A 17,256-nucleotide genomic window follows, 5' to 3' on the forward strand; every position below is an offset into this window, starting at 1 on the left:
CGGTCACGACTAACGGGCGGCGGCGAGAGTGGCGAGTTCGGTCCGGTTCGCGATGCCGAGCTTGGCGTACACGTGGGACAGGTGGGTCTTGACTGTTCCCCGGCTCATGAACAGGCGTGTGCCGATCTCCGGGTTGTTCAAGCCGGCCACGGCGAGCCGGACGACCTCCAGCTCGGTCGGGGTGAGGCTGTCCCAGCCGCTGGTCGGCCGCCCACGGCTGCCCCGGGTCCGGCGCACGAACGCGACCGCGTCGTCCAGGGACATCACGAGACCGTCGACAGCGTCGACGGCATCGGCTGGCCGCCGCGGATAACCCATTTCGCGACGGGCTTGCGTGCTGGCAGCGAGCACCCGCGTGGCATCGTCCGGCTTGGCCATCAGCGGCGCGAGGGCGTCCAGACTGTCCACGTAGAACGTGCGCAGGCCGTGTTCGACACGGATCGCCAAGGCCTGGTGGTGCAGTTCGACGGCCTGGTCCGGCGACGCCAGGAACGCCTGCTGTTCGAGCGCGTCCGCGACGATCCGGTTCATTCCGCCGCGCCGCGCCAACTCGACCGTGCGCTCCAGCACGTCCCGCGCCTCGTCGGTCCGCGCGTTCACGCGCAAAGCGCGGGCGAGCGCGGACGCGTTGAGGGCCGTGATGTACATGTCCCCCAGCCGCATGTCCCCCTGGTACCACGTCAACGCCTCGGCGACCTCGCCCCGCCAGAAGTGCAGTTCGCCCATGGCGCGAGCCATGCCCGGCACGAACGCCGAAGTCCCCGCCACCAGCCGGAGAAACGGCTCCATCACGCGCATTCCCGCGTCGATCTCACCGGCGAAGCAGTGCGCCAGGGCCAGTTGGCTGCGGGCCATCCCGACCCGGTGGAAGTCGCCCATCGGTTCCGCCGTGGCCACCGCACGCGCCGCCCAGTCCTTGGCTTTGCCAATTTCGCCCGTGTAGAGCGCCGCCGAGGACATGAACTCGAACGCGGTCGCGGCGATCCCCCGGTCGGCCCGGCGCACCAGCCCTTCGACCGCCTCCGCCAACAGCGCCAACGCCTCGTCGTAGCGGTCACGGAGAACCAGGATGATCCCGCGCAGCACCCGGGCGCTGTCCCTCGTGTACTCGTCGCCCTGTTCGGCCCGCAGGCACAGCTCCCAGGACTCGTCGAAGTCGGCGGCCAGCCGTTCCAACGCCAACAGGCCCAGGCAGCGGGCGCGCAGCCGCTCGTCGCCCAGCTCGGTGGCGATGTCCACACCGTCCTGGGCGAACGTCTCCAGCGGTGCCGTCGTGTCCGCGACCTCGGCGATCCCGACGAGCAGCCGGACCTGCAGCGACGTCCGGTCATCCGGGGCCAGGTCGATCGCGCGGCGCAGGTACGCCATGCCTTCGTGGCCGCGCGCGTTGATGTTCCACAGCCACGCCAGTGACGCGGCCAGCCGGCGGCCACGGGTCGGGTCCGCCGCGGCCAACGCCCAGTCCAGGGCCGCGCGGACGTTGTCCCGCTCCGGTTCGACGATCGACCGCCACCGGTCCCTGTCCCGGCCGAGTTCCGGCTCGGCGGCCTCGGCCAGGTCCAGGTAATACGTGACGTGCCGGTCGCGGGTGTCGTCGGCCTCGCCCGCCTCAGCCAGCCGGGCGGACGCGTACTCCCGGATGGTCTCCAACAGCCGGAACCGGGCTTCTTCCGCGGCCACCAGCGACTTGTCCACCAGGCGCCCGATCGCGGCCAGCACGTCGTGCCCGCACACCGCGTTCGCGGCGGCCAACGTGAACGACCCGGCGAACACGGACAGCCGGCGCAACACCACCCGGTCGGCCTCGGCCAGCAGCTCGTGACTCCAGTCCACCGACGCCGCCAGGGTCTGCTGGCGGGCCGCCGCGCCACGCGGGCCACGGACCAGCAGCGCGAACCGGTCGTCCAGGCTGGCCTCGATCTGTTGCGGCGTCAGGGTTCTCAGCCACGCGGCGGCCAGTTCGATGGCCAACGGGATGCCGTCCAGCCGCGTGCACATCGTCCGCACGACGGACGCGTCCGCGTCGAAACCCGGACGAACCGCCTCGGCTCGTTCCAGGAACAACGCGACCGCCTCGTCGTTCGCGAGCGTCGGCACCAGCCACACCGTTTCCCCAGGAATCCCGAGCGGCTCACGGCTGGTCGCCAGCACGGTCACTTCGGGGCACTCAGTTGTCAACGCGGCCGCCACCTCGGCCGCCGCGTCCAGCACGTGCTCGCAGTTGTCCAGGCACACCAACGCTTTCCGCTCACGCAACTCCGCCGTGAGCGACCGCAACGCCCCCACTCGCGGCTCCACCAGCACGCCCACAGCGCTCGCCACGGCCTCCGCGACCTCGCCGACCACCGACGCCAACTCGACCCACCACACGCCGCCCGGCCAGCGCTGGGCGTCGTCGGCCGACACCTGCGCGGCCAGCCTGGTCTTGCCGCCGCCCCCTGGCCCGGTCAGCGTGACCAGCCCGTCGGACCGCAACAGCCGCCGGATCGCTTCCGCCTCCGCGCGCCGGCCGACAAAGCTCGTGGCCTGCACCGGCAGGTTGTTCGGCACCGCGTCCAGCGACCGCGGCTCGGCGTCACCGTCGAGCGAGTACACCCGCGCGGCCGACGCCAGGTCACGCAGCCGGTGGATGCCCAGGTCGAACAGCTCGATGTCGTGCAACTCGGCCGCGGTCTGAGCGGAGATGAGCGTCTGGCTCTCGTTGGCGATCTCACACAGCCGCAGGCACCTGCGCCGCACCGGCTCCACGGCGTCACCTGTGTGCAGGGCCATCCGCGCCCGGCTCGTGGTACGGCGCTGCGTGGCGGCGGCCAGGGCTTCACCGGCCGTGCCGAACACCGAAATGTCCGTTTCCACGCACAGGGCAGTCACCATAGCCAGGCAGTGTGCCAGGCATCGGCCACCTGGCCGATGTTCGGTTCTCGCAGGCCAGCGAGGCTGATGTCACTCAACCGAGACCGAAGGAGACGGACATGCTGCTCAAGGACAAGAACGCGGTGATCTACGGCGGCGCGGGCGCGATCGGCAGCTCGGCGGCACGGGCGTTCGCGGCGGAAGGCGCGCACGTGACCGTGGTCGGCCGGACCCAGGAGCGCCTGGAACCGCTGGCCAAGGAGATCGGCGGCGCGTGGGCCGTGGTCGACGCGCTCGACGCGGACGCGGTCAACGCCCACCTGGCGGATCTGGTGGCCGACCGCGGCAGCGTCGACATCTCGCTGAACCTGGTGTCCCGCGGCGACGTGCAGGGCATCCCGCTGCTCCAGATGTCCACTTCGGACTTCATCGCCCCGGTGACAGCCGGCCTGACCAGCAACTTCATCACCGCGCAGGCCGCCGGCCGGCACATGGTCGAGCAGGGCTCCGGCGTGATCCTGGCGCTGGACAGCGGGTCCGCCCAAGGCAGCCCGATGATGGGCGGCACCGGCCCGGCGGACGCGGCGATCGACACGTTCGTCCGCAACCTGGCCACCGAGATCGGCCCGCAGGGTGTCCGTGTGCTCGGCGTGTGGACGGCCGGGGTGCCGGACACGTTCGCGCCGGAGTTCGCGGGGACGAACCCGACCCGCGACGCCACCGGTATGGGCCCAGAGGACCTCGAACGGATCATCAGCCAGCTGACCATGCTCCGCCGCGCCCCGCGCCTGGCTGACGTGGTGTCAACACTGACGTTTCTCGCGTCCGACCGGGCCGGCTCCATCACCGGCACGTTCGTCAACGTCACCAGCGGAATCTTCGCCAGCTGACGTGACAGAGCCCGATTCGGGGGTACCACTACCATGTGCGGTGTCGGGTGCCCAACGAATCGAGCTCTGCCATGTCCGTCAAGGCGATCGTCCACTTTGTACTGCTGCTGGTCCGGACCAGGCGCGTACCACCGAGATCGATCGCCACGACGTCGGAGACGTGCCAGGACTGCGCACGTAGATGGCAGGCCAGCGGCTACGACCCGACCGCGCGCTGTCCCCGGCATCTAGGGATGGATCCGTAGCTCGGCTTCGGCGTCCTCACCCAGCGCGTCGAAGGCCGCGTCGACGTTTTTTACACCGTAAAGTTCGAGCACGTCCAGCGACCACACCAGCGGGCGCAGGCGTTCCAGGTCGACAGCCGGTTCGTTGACGTGCAGCACGAGGTGCCGCAGCCGGGGCAGCTCGGCCAGGGCCTCCACCTCGGGTTCGCGGGGCACGCCGTTGGCGGTGACCTGCTCCAGCGTGGGCCAGCGGTCGACGCCCAGCAGGGAACGCTGCTCGGCCCGGTTGGTGATCTCCAGCTCGACCAGGGGCAGGTCGTCCGGCAGCGGGTGCAGGCCGGCGGCCAGCCGCGGGTGCTGGATGGACAGGGCGGTGAGCCGGGCGCCGGCCAGGGTGGCCAGGTCGATGAGCGCGCGGTTGGTGGTGCGCGCGATCGGGTGCAGGGCGAGCCGGTCGACGGCGCACTTGGCCAGCGCGGACACGTCCTGCAGGGCGCTGAAGCCGGACACCCGCAGGCTGCGCAGGTTGCGGCAGCGGATCAGCGGGGCCAGGTGGTGGATGGTCTCGTTGGCCACGATGTCCAGGCTGCGCAGGTCGGCCAGGTCCGCCAGCGGGTAGAGCCCGGCACGGGTGTCGGCGAGCGGCAGGTTGCCGATCAGTTTCAACGCCGTCAGCGAGGTCAGGTGCTTGAGCCGGGGCAGCAGGCCCCAGCGGCGGACCTCCAGCACCCGGTCGCCGAAGTCCACTTGGGACAGCAGGAACCGGGCATACTGCTCGTCGAAGTCGAACTCCCGCCAGCCACGCAGCAACTCGTCGACCACAGTGGACTGATGCATGGCGGTGAACGGGCGGATCTTCTCCCACGCCTCCTCGCCGCCGATCATCGCCAGGGTGCGGATGACGAACGCGGCCAGCGCGTCCTTCTCCGGCCCCAGCTCGTCCGGGCCGGGCAGCAGGTCAAGCACGAACGGGCCGGCCTTGGCCAGCATCTCGGCGTTGTGGAAGCTGGCCGGCGGGATCAGGCCGTGCGCGGCGTTCTGCACCTGGATGCGCACCTGGTCCGGGTAGACCACGTCGGCGTAGCCCAGGCAGGCCGCGGCGACCAGCACCAGCCGGTCGGTGACGTTCTGGTCCTTCTCCGACACAGCCCGCCGCAGCAGGCGTTGCAGCAGGTCGGCGACCTCGCGTTCACGGGCCTGCGCGGCGGCCATGAAGACCACCTCGTACCAGGAGTCCTTGTGCGCGTTCTCGACCAGGGTCTCCAGCTCACCGGCCTTGACCATGTCGGCCGCGGCCAGGTAGTCCCGGAACGTCCGGTGCACGAACTGGACCTTCTGCTCGGCCGGGTACTCCCGCAACAACCCGGTACGCACCAGCATGTGCTGTAACAGTTTCGCCGGTTCCAGGCCGTGCGACCGCAGCCCGTGCATGGCGCGTTCGAGCCGGCGCTGCGCGTCGGTGTGCGAGACCATCAGCTCCGAGCCGCGGACCATCGGCGCGGCGAACCGCTCCAGCAGGATCAGCTGCTCGGCCTTGGTCATCCGCAGCTCCTCCTCGACCGCGACGCTGTGGTGGCCGTCGGACGAGCTGAGTTTGATGTCGTCCCACCGCCCCAGCAACAGATCCAGCGACTGGTCGAGGAGTTCCCGGCGGGTCCGCGGCAGGTACTGGTTGTTCTGCCGGTACAACGCGCACAGCAACGCCGCCAGCAACGGGCTGGCCACCAGCGACCGCAGGTTCGGCCGGGTGGCCAGGTTCTCCCGCAGGCTGCTTTCGCACTCGCCCAGCCACTCCTGCTGCGCCTGGTCGGCCTCCTGGTCCCGCGCGGCCGCGTACCAACACTGGATCACCCGGGCCAACCCGCTGGTGGACAACGACAACAGCTCGAACCGGATCAGCCCGACCCGGCCGGCCTGGTCCAGGAACCAGGTGTCGTCCACGGCCGACGGCCGGGTGCTCACCACGTACCGCGCCTCCGGGTACGTCCGCACGAACCGCTCCAGCCACCGCATCACTTCGTTGCGCCGGTCGACCACCAGCTCGTCCAACCCATCCACCAACAACATCGCGCGACCACTGGTGAACAGCTCGTCCGCCCAGTCGGACAGCTTGTCCCCGGTCAGCGTCGGCGCGACCGCCGCCAGCAGGTTCCCCGGCCGCTGCGGCATGACCGGATCGGGGAAGTACCGCAGCGACACGTAGAACGGCACCACACCCCGCCACGGGCCTTCACTGTCATGTGTGCTGGCCGCGACATGCGCCAGCCACCGCAGGAACGTGGTCTTCCCCGCCCCCGCGCCGCCCAGCAGCAACACCCGCCGCGCCTGCGCGATCGCGTTGCCCGGGTCGGTGCCCGTGCCGGTCAGCTCGGCCTGTTCGCCCGCGGTCAACCGGCGGGTGATCGGCGGCATCACGTAGAACTCGTCGAACGACGACCCGACCGGCATGCCTGAGCGACCCACCTGGAACAGCTCGAACGTGGCGTTCTCAGCCGCCACCAGATTCAGGTAGCGGCGTTCGAAATCCCGGACCCCATCGGCTGGTCGGATCGGCGGATAAGGATCGTCCGGCCGGCAGATCCACGCGTAGGTGTCGGTTTCCTTGACGACCGCATGGACCTGACGGAAAGAAGCGAGGTCACACGGCGGGCTGTGCCGCATCACGTCGTCATAGAAATACGACGACGAGATGACCGCCAGCAGCCCCTTCGAATCCGCGAGCGCGGTCTTGAGCTGTGGGGCTTCCACCAATCGGAACGTCAGGTTGACCGCGGTGCCGGACACGCCGTTCTCGTCCTCGGTGACGTCCCCCGCGTTCAGCGCCATCCGCAACCGGATCCGCTCTTCGTCCGGGTGCCGGCTGTTGTGCACCCGCAACGCCTCCACCAGCGCGCCCGGCAGGAGTTCGGCGAACAACGACTTGGGCAGGTCCGGCGGGGCGAGGATCAGCACACCGTCGCCGCGGTCCTCGTGCCGGCATTTCGACCACTCGATGTCGGCCTTTTCGAAAGCGCTTACCAGGGCGCGGTAGAGCCCGTCCCGGACGGCCACCTGATGTCGATTGTTCCTGTTCGGCGCCCCGAAACCCTCGACGTCCACGACCACTATGGTTCTGTGTAAGGCCAGCCGCTTTCGGTCCTCTTTCGGTTCCTGCTCTGCCATCAGACCTCTCTCCCGAGGTCAGCATCTCACGAGAAGGTCACCCGGTGCGACCACCACGTCCGGACCGGTCCAGTGCGCCGTCCACTGTGGACGCACTGGACCGGTACCGCCAGGCCACGGTCAGGCCGGCGAGTAGCTCAGGATGACCATCCCGGTCCGGTGGGTCTCCACCCCGCCCAGCGTGAACCTGGTCTGCGGGAGGTCGCGGTACAGCAGGTCGCTCGGTGCCGCCTTGCCGCTGAGCACCGGGTGCAGCCAGATCCGGACCTCGTCGACCAGGCCGTTGGCCAGCATCAGCCGGGTGACTGAGCCGAACCCGTACTGCAGGATGTCCCGCTCGGTGTCCGCCTTGATCCGGCGGATCTGCTCGACGACGTCGTCGCCGTTGATCACCGACGTGTTCGTCCACTCGGGATCCTGGAGGGTGGACGACACGACGTACTTGCGGATGCCGTTCATCCGGTCGGCGAACTCGTCCCCGGCCTGCGCGGACCAGGCGGGGAAGAACCCGTCGTAGGTCGCGCGGCCCATGATCAGCGCGTCGCTGCCGTACAGCTGCGCCTGCGCGGCGGCGAGGGACTCGTCCCCGAGGTAGTCGAAGTGCCAGTCCTGCATGTTGGTGATGTCGCCGTCGAGGGTCATGTACGTGGTGTTGACGATCCGGCCCATTGCGGTGCTCCTTCGGGTTCGTGGTTGCGCTCGCCTACGCGTCGAACACCGCCGGGTCGGATCGACAAAACCAGCACATGTGACGGCCGTCACACCGCCTGGGGCTGGGTCGCCGTTCTCATCCGCGACAGCGCCCGGTGCTGGGTCACCCGGACGACGGCGACCGGGTAGCCCATGGCCTCCGCGGTCTGCTCGGCCGTCAGCCCGACCGCGACCCGCAGCACCAGGATCTCCCGCTGGTCCCACGGCAGCTCCTCCAGCAGCCACGGCACCAGCGCGTCCGAGCCGATCCGGGCGGTCGAGTCGACCAGCGCCTCGTCGACCATGGCCACCGCGATCCCGTAGACCAGGGCAAGCAGGGGCTTGCGGTTGACAGGCAACGCCCGCAGCACCGCCTGGAGGATGTTGGTCGCGACCGCGTCGGCGATGCCGAACGACCGCCGCCGCCGGCCGATCCGCGCCCGGCAGTAACGGACGATCACCGGACGTGTCTGGCTGAGAACCTGGTCGAGATCCATCTTGGCCATGTCGTCTCCCGCGAGTCTCCCTGAGTGACAGCGAAGGGACTCGCGACTCACGACGCGGTGACGCCGGTTTTTCGGAGTTTTGCTAAGGAAAATCCAACTGCTACGTACCGTGTGCAGTCGAATCCTTACCGTCCAAGGACTTCGACGACGGCCAGCCTGTCGTCGTCAGGGACGTACCGGCCCAAGCCAGCCAAGCCTGGAAAACATGTTGCCCGTGGCCCGGTAGTTGACCCATTGTGACGCGCATGGGTCGGTAAGTGGCTTCCTGCACGCGACGTGATGTGCGACGTCGCGCCAGCCGGCATGCCCGTTTTCGGGCGCTGGCCGTACGCCACTGATCCCGGAGGCGACGCCTCCCCGTAAACCTTGGAATTCGCCATGAGCGATCTTCGTAGTACCCGTGTGTCCGGAGCTGACTTCGACCGGAAAGCCCTGTGGGTGGTCCGAGAGCTCGGATTACCCGCCATCGGCAAGGCATGCGCGTCGTGCCGGTCCACCCGGCACCGTCCGACCGGCAAGTTCCGGGTGAACGCGAGCGGCAAACTCCTCGACGTCTGGCTGCTGATCCGCTGCGAGCTGTGCGGCCGCACGTCGAAAATCCCCGTCCACGAACGCGTCCACGTGCAGGCACTCGAGCACGAGCGGCTGCTGAAGTTCGAGAACAACGATCCGGCCATGGTGCGACATCTGGCCATGAACGCGGCGCTGGCCGGATACCAGCTTGACTGGAGCGGCACATGGGAGCTGGAAACCGACATGCCGTTCTACGACCTCAAGAGCGATCCGGCGCCACTCGAGGTATTCGTCAGATTCGAGCTCCCGGCACCCATCCGAGTCGAGAAGCTGCTCACGACCGGGTTCGGCCTGAGCCGATCCACCGTGCGAGACATGGTCGATTCCGGCCGCATCCGCCTGCCCATGGCCATCGACGCGAAGGCCCGCGAGGACTTCACCTTCCTGGTCACCGCTGACGATGGGTAGCATGCCCAGCCATGCTGGGTGTGCACTTCGCCGTCACCGCCGATCAGGAGCGACTCCTGCTCGGCGGTGACGATGCGGCCGAGGAACTCCTCATGGACATCGAAGAGAACTGGGCCGACCCCGACCTGTCGATGGAGACCGACAAAGCGTGGGATGCCCTGCACCGCTGCTTCGGCGACGGGACTCTCGACCCCGACGGCGGCGCCTATCCCCTGTCGCACGCCATTCTTGGCGGCCGGCACCTGCACGACGAGTACTACGTCGTCCACGTCACCGCGGCCGAAGTCCGGGACGTGGCCGACGCGTTGCAGCGCGTCGAAAAGGCATGGCTGCGGGACAGGTTCGACTCGATCGACGACCCCGACTACCTCGGCCCACAGGACGACACCGACTTCGAGTACACCTGGTCGAACTTCGTCGACGTACGAGGGTTCTACGAGCGCGCGGCCAAAGCAGGGCGCGCGGTCGTCTTCACGGCAACCTGACTTCGGGCGTCACAGCGGTGAAGGAATCGGGCGGACAGTCAGGGTGTTGACGTCGACCCCAGTGGGTTGGCTGATCGCCCAGACAATGGCGTCGGCGATGTGGTCGGCGGTCATCATCGCCCGGTCGGGTGGGCCGCCGTCGGCGTCGAAGAAGTTGGTCTCGGTGGCTCCCGGGTTGACCAGCGTGACGCCCACGCCGTCGTCGGTGACCATGCGCCGGGTGTTCTCGGCGAGACCGGTGACCGCCCATTTGGTGGCGCCGTAGATGTTGCCGGGGCTGTAGACCACGCCGGCGACGCTGCCGATCAGCACGATCCGGCCGCGCGTCCGCTTCAACGCGGGCAGGGCGGCCCGGATGAGCAGGGCGGGCCCGAGCACGTTGGTCAACACCATGTCCCGCCAGGCTTCGGGGTCACCGTCGGCGATGGTGTCGAAGGTGGCGAAACCGGCGTTGGCGACGACCGCGTCCAGCTGTCCGAACCGCTCGACAGCGGTCTCGACGGCCGCGCTGACCGCATCCCAGTCGGCCGCGTCTCCCACAAGGGTGAGCAGGTCTGGCGTGCCGAGTTCCGCGGCGAACTGGTCAAGGCGCTGCTTTCCCCGCCCGGTGACAGTCACACGATGGCCACCATCAAGCAACTTGCGTGCGGTGGCCGCCCCGATACCGCTGCCACCGCCGGTGATCAACGTGACTGTCATGCCGCCCACGCTAAGACCTGGTGCGCACTCCAGGTCAACCATTACGGTCGCCTTCACGGTGATCTGACTTTCAGCCCCTGCGCCACTCATCCACAAGCAGCGAGTAAAGCACGCTGTCCCGCCAGGCCCCGTTCGTGTGGACATGGTCACGGAGCCGGCCCTCTTCGACAAATCCCAGCCGTCGAACAACCGCGATCGACGCGACGTTTTCCGGCCCGATCGCAGCCGAGATCCGATGCAGCCCCAACTCACTGAACCCGAAGTCAATCAGGCTGTGCGTGGCATCGCTCGCGTACCCTTTTCCCCATTCGTCAGCTGCGATTGCGTACCCCAGGTCGGCGGCCTGTACACCACTGAGGCCCAATCTCGCGAAACCGATGAGCCCGCCGGTGTCTCGGCTGGTGACAGCCAGGTAGTATTCCTTCCGTTCCGCCTCGCCGGCTCGTTGAACGGTGTCGGAGACCATCTGACTGACCTGGTCTCTGCTCTTGTTGTCGAAACTCAGCCATCGGGTCACGCGTTCGTCACCGAACACGCGAAGCGCGTCGTCAACATCGTCATCGCGCCACTCCCGAAGGGCGACCTTCTGGCCACTGAGGCGAACCGGGTACACAGCCACACTCTACTGCGGAAGAGATGCGACAGGAACTCGACTGAACACCTCAATGTGCTCCTGCAGCTCACGCGAATCCGACGCGAGTCCAGACCTTGTCAACGCTGTGTGCACATGGTGGACGCTTCGTATGATGCCATTGTTTCGCTGCGCCGGGGGAAGGTCCAGCACGGGGGAGAGCGCTTCCGTCGCGCCTTCCAGTTCACCCGCCATGATTCGGGCGACAGCCAGGTCGGAATGCGATCCCGCCTGGTCGCCGAACGCCCAGTCAGGACTGGCCGGATCGCGGTAGGCGGCTACGGCCTGGCCTGCGTAGTCCTCAGCCGCCGCAACCTCGGACGGCAACCAGGCCAGGGCGTCTGCCGCGTAGTAGAGCTGCCGGGAATGTGTGGGACGGTTTCGCTGCTCCAGCAGTGAGAACACGGTGTCCTGCGTGTCGGCCAATCGGCCCAATATCTCATGCAACGGACGCTGCGGATACGTCAGGGCGAGCTCTCGAACGTCTTCATGGACCTGTTCCATCGTTTCGTCGGTCATGGCGTTCCGACTTGCTACCAAACCAAACTTCTTAGCACGCTCCGCAGCCACATCGATCACCTTCCTGGCCTTGTCAGGATCGCCGTCCAGCAGCGCAACACCGCGATGTGCTGAACCTGCCGGCGCCGAGACGAGTTCCTCGTGTCCGAAAGGTGCAAGAAGCTCACCGAGCGAACACCTGAACAGGTGTTGCAGAACCCGCTGCGTGGCGGGGCTGACACCGGCCCGTTCGCCAGAAGCGAGCCGACGCAGGTGGCGAACCGTGCGGGCGGCCAAAGTCCGGAGCGCGGTCATCATCACCGCCCAGTTCGCCAGCTCCATCCGATCAATGGGTGGCGGAGCAGGCCGACGTGGCCGGGTGCGGTGGCTCGGACCGTTGCCCAGCCAGCCGAGGTGCGGGCGCTGCCATGGCTCGTGTCACTCGTCCTGCTCGTGTACCGACTTACTCCAACTGGGCGACCTGCTAGGTCGGACACGCGGTGAAGCACTCCGGCAAATGGATCGATTACGATGACGTACTGTGGAGGGAATCCGGCTGAGTCTGCCGTCGCCGCTCGTGGAGCTGCACGACGAGCGGATCTCCAGCCATGGCATTCGTCTATTCCTGAAACGAGATGATCTGATCAGCCCGGAGATTCCGGGCAACAAGTGGCGAAAGCTCAAATACAACATCTCGGCAGCGCGTGACGAGGGGGCGTCCACATTGCTCACCTTTGGAGGAGCGTACTCCAATCACATTCGAGCGACTGCAGCAGCCGGTCACTTCTTCGGATTCAAGACCGTTGGCGTGATCCGAGGTGAAGAGCATCTTCCACTGAATGAATCACTATCATACGCTGCCGACCACGGCATGTCCCTGACATATATGAATCGAACGACATATCGAAGCAAGACGAGCCCGCACGTACTTGAGGCCCTGAAACAACGATTCGGCGAATTCTATCTGATCCCGGAAGGCGGGAGCAACAGCACTGCCTTACGTGGCTGTGCCGAGCTTCCCGAAGAAATCGGCGTCGACTTCTCCGTGATCTGCTGTGCCTGTGGCACTGGTGGCACGCTTGCCGGAATCGCCGCCGGGCTCCGACCCGACCAACACGCGCTTGGCTTCGCCGCCTTGAAAGGCGACTTCCTCGCGAAAGACATCGCACAACTTCAGCGAACCGCCATCGGAAGAGTTCTCGATAACTGGTCCGTCGATACCGAGTTTCACTTTGGCGGCTTCGCGCGACGAAAGCCAGAACTTGACGACTTCATCTTCTCCTTTGAACGGCTACACGGGCTAACTCTTGACTGGGTCTACGTCGCCAAGATGATGTATGGAATCTACACGTTGGCCGATCGAGGACACTTTGCAAGCGGGTCTACAGTGATTGCCATTATCACCGGATAGGCGACATGGGTTACGTCGAACCAAGAACGTGCGGCCGAAGTAGGCGGACGGCTATCTTCACGGTGGCTTGACTTCAATCAATGAGCAGACATGGTCAAGGGTCACGCTTTGAGATGGTAGGTGCGCTGCGTGCCCATAGTTTCCGCCGCCTCTTGCCATATCAATGTCCACTCGCCGCTATTAATCATGAATTCACGACCGAACCCGAGCCACATTCCACCCATCCGGCGACCACTTGGATCAATTATCAACTGAATGACACCATGATATGTTGCGCCTTTGTAATATCCGGCCGGAGACGTCCGTTCACGCCAGGTACCTGTTGCCACCGAATCGTCGACGGCGAGTTCGATGCGAAGCTTCGAACCTTGACTGTGCGGCAGACTCTGACCAATCAGACGATTGCCCTGCTGCCGCATGATGAGGTAATGATCGCTAGAAAGTCTTTGCGCCCGCCCCGTACTCGGATAGTCGTACCGACTGTGCCAAACTCCCGAAAACGACCCGCGCTCACCGCCTCCATCTTGGGTAGTCGAAAATGGCTCGACCTCTGCCGAAACCGAAGACGCTGCGGCGAGCGACAGTCCGGCGCTTAGTTTAAGAAGCAATGACCTTCGACTTACTCCCTTGCCAAGCTTGTCCACCCATATGGCTGCTACACTTGCAAGTTCGTGCACATCAATTGATTCCAACCGGGAAAACAGTTCAGAGATTCCAGACGTTGGCGACTTTCCGATCTCCACGTCCGGCCGGCCGAAGTCAAGCGCGTCAGGAAGGCCGGCCAATTCGGCTATACTTCGATAGGCCGAGTCATGCCCTCGGAAGTCGCCGCAGTCGCGGAGCAGATCACTGATGCTGCACTCGTAGAGCTCGGCAAGTCTGCCGAGGACGTCGAGCGATGGAGCGTGTCCAGTAGCCGCAGGCCATAGTTCCCAGTAGGAGAAGTTCTTGAAGGTCTTGGGATCCGCGGGCCAGCGACTGTTCCATCGGTCAGCCACGTCCCGCTGACTCCAGTCATGCGCGACGCGCAGCGCCACTCGCGCGTTGACGTGATATCGGTCAGCAAAGACTTTTGCGACTTCCCCCCAGGTCTTGCCCTGAGCACGCAACTCGGCCGACAACTGCCGCTGTTCCTGCCGTCGACTGCGTATTGCGACTGGCATACGACGCTCCTTCCTCGCTCTGGGCAAAACCGTAACGCCATCCAGCGTTTCACAGAAACTCCCCATTGAACAGGGATATCTGGTGGCGCAAGATCACGGCGCGTCGGGGTGTATCCGCACCCTGAGCTGCGATTTCCTTCTTCAGGAGCGACCATCAGCTATCTGGAAGGAGTACACATGCGAGGGACAGTAAGACTCAGTGTGGGCCGGGTCGTCGTGACGCTTGACCAGGCGAACGCGGTGACACCGATGACGCCGCCGGAACAGATGACGCCCAAGGAAAAGCGAGAGTTCTTTCAACAGCGCGCGAGTATGTACCGTCGTGTGGCCGACAGCGACCCGAATCGGCACTTCGAAGCGCTCGCGTGCGCGCTCCTGGAACAAGAAAAAGCCGACGAGATCGCAGAAGCAGGATCCGCTGCCGACGGAACCGTGGCGCGCTGATGGCCCGGACGTCACTCACGCTCCCGTTCAGTGGTGACCGGCTGCGTTCCTGCCGGGAACGAGCCGGACTGACCCAACAGGAACTGGCCGAACGATGCGGCCTGTCGAGATTTCAGATCTCTCGGTGGGAGACCGGGGAGGCCAAGCCTGGTGCTCGCTCGCTGCGACCGTTGGTTCGCGGACTTGCCGAGGTGCTGGAGCGCCCGGCAGGGTCCGCGTACCCGTTCACCCTGGACGAACTCCTGGAGACACCGGTGGGAGTCCGAACCTGGTGACCAGGTCGGGGCCGCCGCCGAAGACGTGGATGTGGGTGATGCCGTTGTCAGTGGTGGTGAGGACGCCGAGGCCGAACGCGCGGTGGATTCCGTCGGCGCCGAGGTGGTAGGCCGCTGCGGCTGGTTGTCCGTTGGCGACGGTGGGGATCATTCGCCAGTCTCCGGGGGATCCGATGACGTGCGTGAGGTAGCGCAGGCAGGTGACGCGGCCGGCGAACCAGGTGCGGGTGCCGACCATTTCGATCGCGGCGTCGGCCCGGAGGGCTTGTTCAAGTGCTGCTGTGTCGGCGTTCTGGAAGCCGGCGATGTATTTGTCGAGCAGGGCTTGGGCGCTTGGTTCGGTGGGTTCGGTGACGTTGTCCTGGGTGGGAGCCACTTCGTCGAGGTGGGCGCGGGCTCGTTGCAGCATGCTTTTCACCGCCGCTGTGGTGGTGCCGAGCATGGTCGCGACCTCGGCGGCCGGGAAAGAGAGCACCTCCCGCAGGATGAGCACGGCCCGTTGCCGTGGGGGCAGGTACTGCAGGCTCGCGATGAGTGCGAGCCGGAGGCTCTCGTGGGTGGCGACGATCGTGGCTGGGTCCGGAATCGGTTGGAGCCACGCCAGGTCAGGCTCGGCCAGCTCCAGTGACGCGTCGGGATCGTCGGCTGGACCGCCCAGGCCAGACGGCAATGCGCGCCGAGCGCGCCCCTCAAGCGCCGTCAGGCAGGCGTTGGTGGCGATGCGGTACAGCCAAACCCGCAGCGACGAGCGGCCCTCGAACCGCTCATAGGACCGCCATGCCCGCAGGTACGTTTCCTGGACGAGATCTTCGGCGTCGTCCACCGTCCCCAGCAGGCGGTAGCAGTGGGCGAGCAACTCGCGCCGGAACGGCTCGGTGAGCGTGGTGAAGTCGCCTGTCATCGCCGCCCCGTGCTGGTCGCGAGGCCGAGCCTGGGCCGGGCCCACTCGGCCATCCTGCGGATCGCGTCGTCGGCCTCCGGTGCCCGGCCGGCGGCCATCTGGAATGTGTGCAGCATCCCCGGGAACACGTCGAGCCGCACGTCGACACCAGCTGTGCGGGCGTGCTCGGCCAGTCGGTGGGCGTCGTCGAGCAGCGTCTCGTCCGCGCCCACCTGGATGTAGATCGGCCCGAGGCCGGACAGGTCGGCATACAGCGGGTTGGCGAACGGTTCGCGCGGATCGCCGTTCTCGCCGAGGAACAGGCCCGCGAACTGGCGCACGGACTCCTGGTAGAAGTAGGGATCCCGGTCCCGGTTGGTGGTGTACGACTCCCCGATGACCTCCATGTCCACCCACGGGGAGAACGGCATCGCCGCCGCCGGCAGCGGCAGGCCACGGTCCCGGGCCCGCAACTGCGTGGTGATCGACAGCCCGCCGCCGGCGGAATCCCCGGTGAACACGATGTGGTCGGCGCTGATTCCGTGCTCGAGCAGCCAGCGGTAGACCGTGGTCGCCTCGTCGACCTGGGTCGGGTGGGTGTGCACGGGGGCGAGGCTGTAGTCGAAGATCAACGCCCGCGCCCCGACCGCCTTGGCCAGATGGCCGAACAACTTGCGGTGTGAGTAGATCGATCCGCCCAGGAACCCGCCGCCGTGCATGCACAGCAGCACCCGGTCCGCGGCACTGTTCCTCGGCACGGCCCACATCGCGGGCAGGCCGCCCGCGGTGATCTCAAGGTAGTCGACCTCACGCGGTTCGGCGGTCAGGTCACCCCACGACTCGTTGTCCGGATGGTCGCCGTCCGGCTGCACCAACGCCAGGCGCGCCACCGTCCAGTGCCGCCTGACCGCTTCCGACTGCTTGCTCGTGTCACCCATGACCATGTAGACCACCGGCGGCCCGAAAGGAATCGCTACTCGGTCGACAGCCGCGCGAGCAGGGCGGCGATTCCTTCGGCGAGGCCGTGGAACTGTTCCTCGGTGAGGCCGTCCCGGAACAGGTCACGGACCAGGCGGACGTGTCCGGGCGCGGTCGCCTTGACCTTCGCCCAGCCGGCCGGGGTGAGGGTGGCGACCACGCCGCGGTCGTCCGAGGGGCAGCTTTTCCTCGTCACGTACCCGGCCTTTTCCAGCTGGGCGACCTGGTAGGTGAGGCCGCTCTTGGAGGTCAGGGCGGCGTCGGCCAGGTCGGTCATCCGCAGTTGGCCGTCCGGCGCCCCAGAGAGCCGGGCGAGCACCTCGTACTGCTGGTGGGACAGGCCGGCGTCCGCCTTGAGCTGCTGCTCTATCCGCCGGTTGAGTTTGGCGCTGACGGTCAGGAACCCTTCCCACGCGGCCCGCTCACGAGCGTCGAACCACCTCATGCCGCCAGCGTACTTCGAATTCGAACCATCTCGCTGACGGC

Annotated in this window: 17 protein-coding genes; 6 read left to right on the top strand and 11 right to left on the bottom strand. The window is 66.7% G+C overall.

The window, feature by feature from the left end; all coding sequences use genetic code 11:
- Window positions 1–9 precede the first annotated feature (9 nt).
- On the bottom strand, window positions 10–2,874 hold the full coding sequence (locus EV192_RS12820; protein WP_132114657.1) for a helix-turn-helix transcriptional regulator: 2,865 nt from the start codon (window positions 2,872–2,874) through the stop codon (window positions 10–12).
- 98 nt (window positions 2,875–2,972) lie between these two features.
- Here EV192_RS12820 and EV192_RS12825 point away from each other — a divergent pair, with 98 nt between their 5' ends.
- Complete coding sequence (locus EV192_RS12825; RefSeq protein WP_132114659.1) at window positions 2,973–3,743, top strand: SDR family NAD(P)-dependent oxidoreductase; 771 nt, start codon at window positions 2,973–2,975, stop codon at window positions 3,741–3,743.
- A gap of 227 nt (window positions 3,744–3,970) precedes the next feature.
- Here EV192_RS12825 and EV192_RS12830 read toward each other — a convergent pair whose 3' ends face one another.
- The 3 genes from EV192_RS12830 to EV192_RS12840 all read right to left on the bottom strand — a co-directional run bounded on the left by EV192_RS12830 (window position 3,971) and on the right by EV192_RS12840 (window position 8,325).
- The gene (locus EV192_RS12830; protein WP_132114661.1) at window positions 3,971–7,129 is read right to left on the bottom strand and encodes an NACHT domain-containing protein; all 3,159 of its coding nucleotides are present in this window, start codon (window positions 7,127–7,129) and stop codon (window positions 3,971–3,973) included.
- 120 nt (window positions 7,130–7,249) lie between these two features.
- Entirely contained in the window at window positions 7,250–7,798 is a 549-nt protein-coding gene (locus EV192_RS12835; protein ID WP_132114663.1) for a dihydrofolate reductase family protein, read from the bottom strand.
- Between the two features lie 89 nt (window positions 7,799–7,887).
- The gene (locus EV192_RS12840) at window positions 7,888–8,325 is read right to left on the bottom strand and encodes a sigma factor-like helix-turn-helix DNA-binding protein (protein ID WP_132114665.1); all 438 of its coding nucleotides are present in this window, start codon (window positions 8,323–8,325) and stop codon (window positions 7,888–7,890) included.
- Between the two features lie 525 nt (window positions 8,326–8,850).
- On the opposite strand from EV192_RS12840, the gene EV192_RS12845 reads away from it, so the two are divergent.
- Both EV192_RS12845 and EV192_RS12850 read left to right on the top strand, forming a co-directional pair.
- Complete coding sequence (locus EV192_RS12845; protein ID WP_243726799.1) at window positions 8,851–9,306, top strand: DUF1062 domain-containing protein; 456 nt, start codon at window positions 8,851–8,853, stop codon at window positions 9,304–9,306.
- 11 nt (window positions 9,307–9,317) lie between these two features.
- Window positions 9,318–9,791: a YfbM family protein gene (locus tag EV192_RS12850; protein ID WP_132114669.1), complete on the top strand. Its 474-nt coding sequence runs from the start codon at window positions 9,318–9,320 to the stop codon at window positions 9,789–9,791.
- A 9-nt stretch (window positions 9,792–9,800) separates the two neighbouring features.
- Here the strand turns inward: EV192_RS12850 and EV192_RS12855 are convergent, their stop codons facing one another.
- The 3 genes from EV192_RS12855 to EV192_RS12865 all read right to left on the bottom strand — a co-directional run bounded on the left by EV192_RS12855 (window position 9,801) and on the right by EV192_RS12865 (window position 11,961).
- The gene (locus EV192_RS12855) at window positions 9,801–10,490 is read right to left on the bottom strand and encodes an SDR family oxidoreductase (protein ID WP_132114671.1); all 690 of its coding nucleotides are present in this window, start codon (window positions 10,488–10,490) and stop codon (window positions 9,801–9,803) included.
- 70 nt (window positions 10,491–10,560) lie between these two features.
- Window positions 10,561–11,103 carry a GNAT family N-acetyltransferase gene (locus EV192_RS12860; RefSeq protein ID WP_132114673.1) on the bottom strand — a complete coding sequence of 181 codons (543 nt, stop codon included), beginning with the start codon at window positions 11,101–11,103 and terminating at the stop codon, window positions 10,561–10,563.
- Window positions 11,104–11,112: 9 nt separating this feature from the next.
- Window positions 11,113–11,961 (bottom strand): hypothetical protein, encoded by an 849-nt coding sequence (locus EV192_RS12865; RefSeq protein ID WP_207926002.1) that lies wholly within the window; start codon window positions 11,959–11,961, stop codon window positions 11,113–11,115.
- Window positions 11,962–12,160: 199 nt separating this feature from the next.
- Here EV192_RS12865 and EV192_RS12870 point away from each other — a divergent pair, with 199 nt between their 5' ends.
- Window positions 12,161–13,030: a 1-aminocyclopropane-1-carboxylate deaminase/D-cysteine desulfhydrase gene (locus EV192_RS12870; RefSeq protein ID WP_132114675.1), complete on the top strand. Its 870-nt coding sequence runs from the start codon at window positions 12,161–12,163 to the stop codon at window positions 13,028–13,030.
- 101 nt (window positions 13,031–13,131) lie between these two features.
- Here EV192_RS12870 and EV192_RS12875 read toward each other — a convergent pair whose 3' ends face one another.
- Complete coding sequence (locus tag EV192_RS12875) at window positions 13,132–14,193, bottom strand: hypothetical protein (protein WP_132114677.1); 1,062 nt, start codon at window positions 14,191–14,193, stop codon at window positions 13,132–13,134.
- Between the two features lie 177 nt (window positions 14,194–14,370).
- On the opposite strand from EV192_RS12875, the gene EV192_RS12880 reads away from it, so the two are divergent.
- The gene (locus tag EV192_RS12880; RefSeq protein WP_132114679.1) at window positions 14,371–14,637 is read left to right on the top strand and encodes an AMED_5909 family protein; all 267 of its coding nucleotides are present in this window, start codon (window positions 14,371–14,373) and stop codon (window positions 14,635–14,637) included.
- Window positions 14,637–14,912 carry a helix-turn-helix domain-containing protein gene (locus tag EV192_RS57340; RefSeq protein ID WP_132114681.1) on the top strand — a complete coding sequence of 92 codons (276 nt, stop codon included), beginning with the start codon at window positions 14,637–14,639 and terminating at the stop codon, window positions 14,910–14,912. Before EV192_RS12880 ends, EV192_RS57340 begins: the two co-directional genes overlap by 1 nt.
- Here the strand turns inward: EV192_RS57340 and EV192_RS12890 are convergent.
- The 3 genes from EV192_RS12890 to EV192_RS12900 are packed head-to-tail and all read right to left on the bottom strand — an operon-like array spanning window position 14,863 to window position 17,215.
- Window positions 14,863–15,813 (bottom strand): sigma-70 family RNA polymerase sigma factor, encoded by a 951-nt coding sequence (locus EV192_RS12890; RefSeq protein ID WP_132114683.1) that lies wholly within the window; start codon window positions 15,811–15,813, stop codon window positions 14,863–14,865. The genes EV192_RS57340 and EV192_RS12890 overlap by 50 nt on opposite strands.
- A complete protein-coding gene (locus EV192_RS12895; protein WP_132114685.1) occupies window positions 15,810–16,730 on the bottom strand; it encodes an alpha/beta hydrolase in 921 nt (306 codons plus the stop codon). The genes EV192_RS12890 and EV192_RS12895 overlap by 4 nt, the downstream gene beginning before the upstream one ends.
- Window positions 16,731–16,765: 35 nt before the next feature.
- Complete coding sequence (locus tag EV192_RS12900) at window positions 16,766–17,215, bottom strand: MarR family winged helix-turn-helix transcriptional regulator (RefSeq protein ID WP_132114687.1); 450 nt, start codon at window positions 17,213–17,215, stop codon at window positions 16,766–16,768.
- Between the last annotated feature and the right edge of the window lie 41 nt (window positions 17,216–17,256).

The organism is Actinocrispum wychmicini (assembly GCF_004345645.1).
Classification (GTDB): domain Bacteria; phylum Actinomycetota; class Actinomycetes; order Mycobacteriales; family Pseudonocardiaceae; genus Kibdelosporangium; species Kibdelosporangium wychmicini.

Bases quoted from the DNA above. Each gene is read 5' to 3' on its own strand.
- EV192_RS12820 (WP_132114657.1), bottom strand. From the start codon at position 2,874: ATGGTGACTGCCCTGTGCGTGGAAACGGACATTTCGGTGTTCGGCACG.
- EV192_RS12825 (WP_132114659.1), top strand. From the start codon at position 2,973: ATGCTGCTCAAGGACAAGAACGCGGTGATCTACGGCGGCGCGGGCGCG.
- EV192_RS12830 (WP_132114661.1), bottom strand. From the start codon at position 7,129: ATGGCAGAGCAGGAACCGAAAGAGGACCGAAAGCGGCTGGCCTTACAC.
- EV192_RS12835 (WP_132114663.1), bottom strand. From the start codon at position 7,798: ATGGGCCGGATCGTCAACACCACGTACATGACCCTCGACGGCGACATC.
- EV192_RS12840 (WP_132114665.1), bottom strand. From the start codon at position 8,325: ATGGCCAAGATGGATCTCGACCAGGTTCTCAGCCAGACACGTCCGGTG.
- EV192_RS12850 (WP_132114669.1), top strand. From the start codon at position 9,318: ATGCTGGGTGTGCACTTCGCCGTCACCGCCGATCAGGAGCGACTCCTG.
- EV192_RS12855 (WP_132114671.1), bottom strand. From the start codon at position 10,490: ATGACAGTCACGTTGATCACCGGCGGTGGCAGCGGTATCGGGGCGGCC.
- EV192_RS12865 (WP_207926002.1), bottom strand. From the start codon at position 11,961: ATGGAGCTGGCGAACTGGGCGGTGATGATGACCGCGCTCCGGACTTTG.
- EV192_RS12875 (WP_132114677.1), bottom strand. From the start codon at position 14,193: ATGCCAGTCGCAATACGCAGTCGACGGCAGGAACAGCGGCAGTTGTCG.
- EV192_RS12880 (WP_132114679.1), top strand. From the start codon at position 14,371: ATGCGAGGGACAGTAAGACTCAGTGTGGGCCGGGTCGTCGTGACGCTT.
- EV192_RS57340 (WP_132114681.1), top strand. From the start codon at position 14,637: ATGGCCCGGACGTCACTCACGCTCCCGTTCAGTGGTGACCGGCTGCGT.
- EV192_RS12890 (WP_132114683.1), bottom strand. From the start codon at position 15,813: ATGACAGGCGACTTCACCACGCTCACCGAGCCGTTCCGGCGCGAGTTG.
- EV192_RS12895 (WP_132114685.1), bottom strand. From the start codon at position 16,730: ATGGGTGACACGAGCAAGCAGTCGGAAGCGGTCAGGCGGCACTGGACG.
- EV192_RS12900 (WP_132114687.1), bottom strand. From the start codon at position 17,215: ATGAGGTGGTTCGACGCTCGTGAGCGGGCCGCGTGGGAAGGGTTCCTG.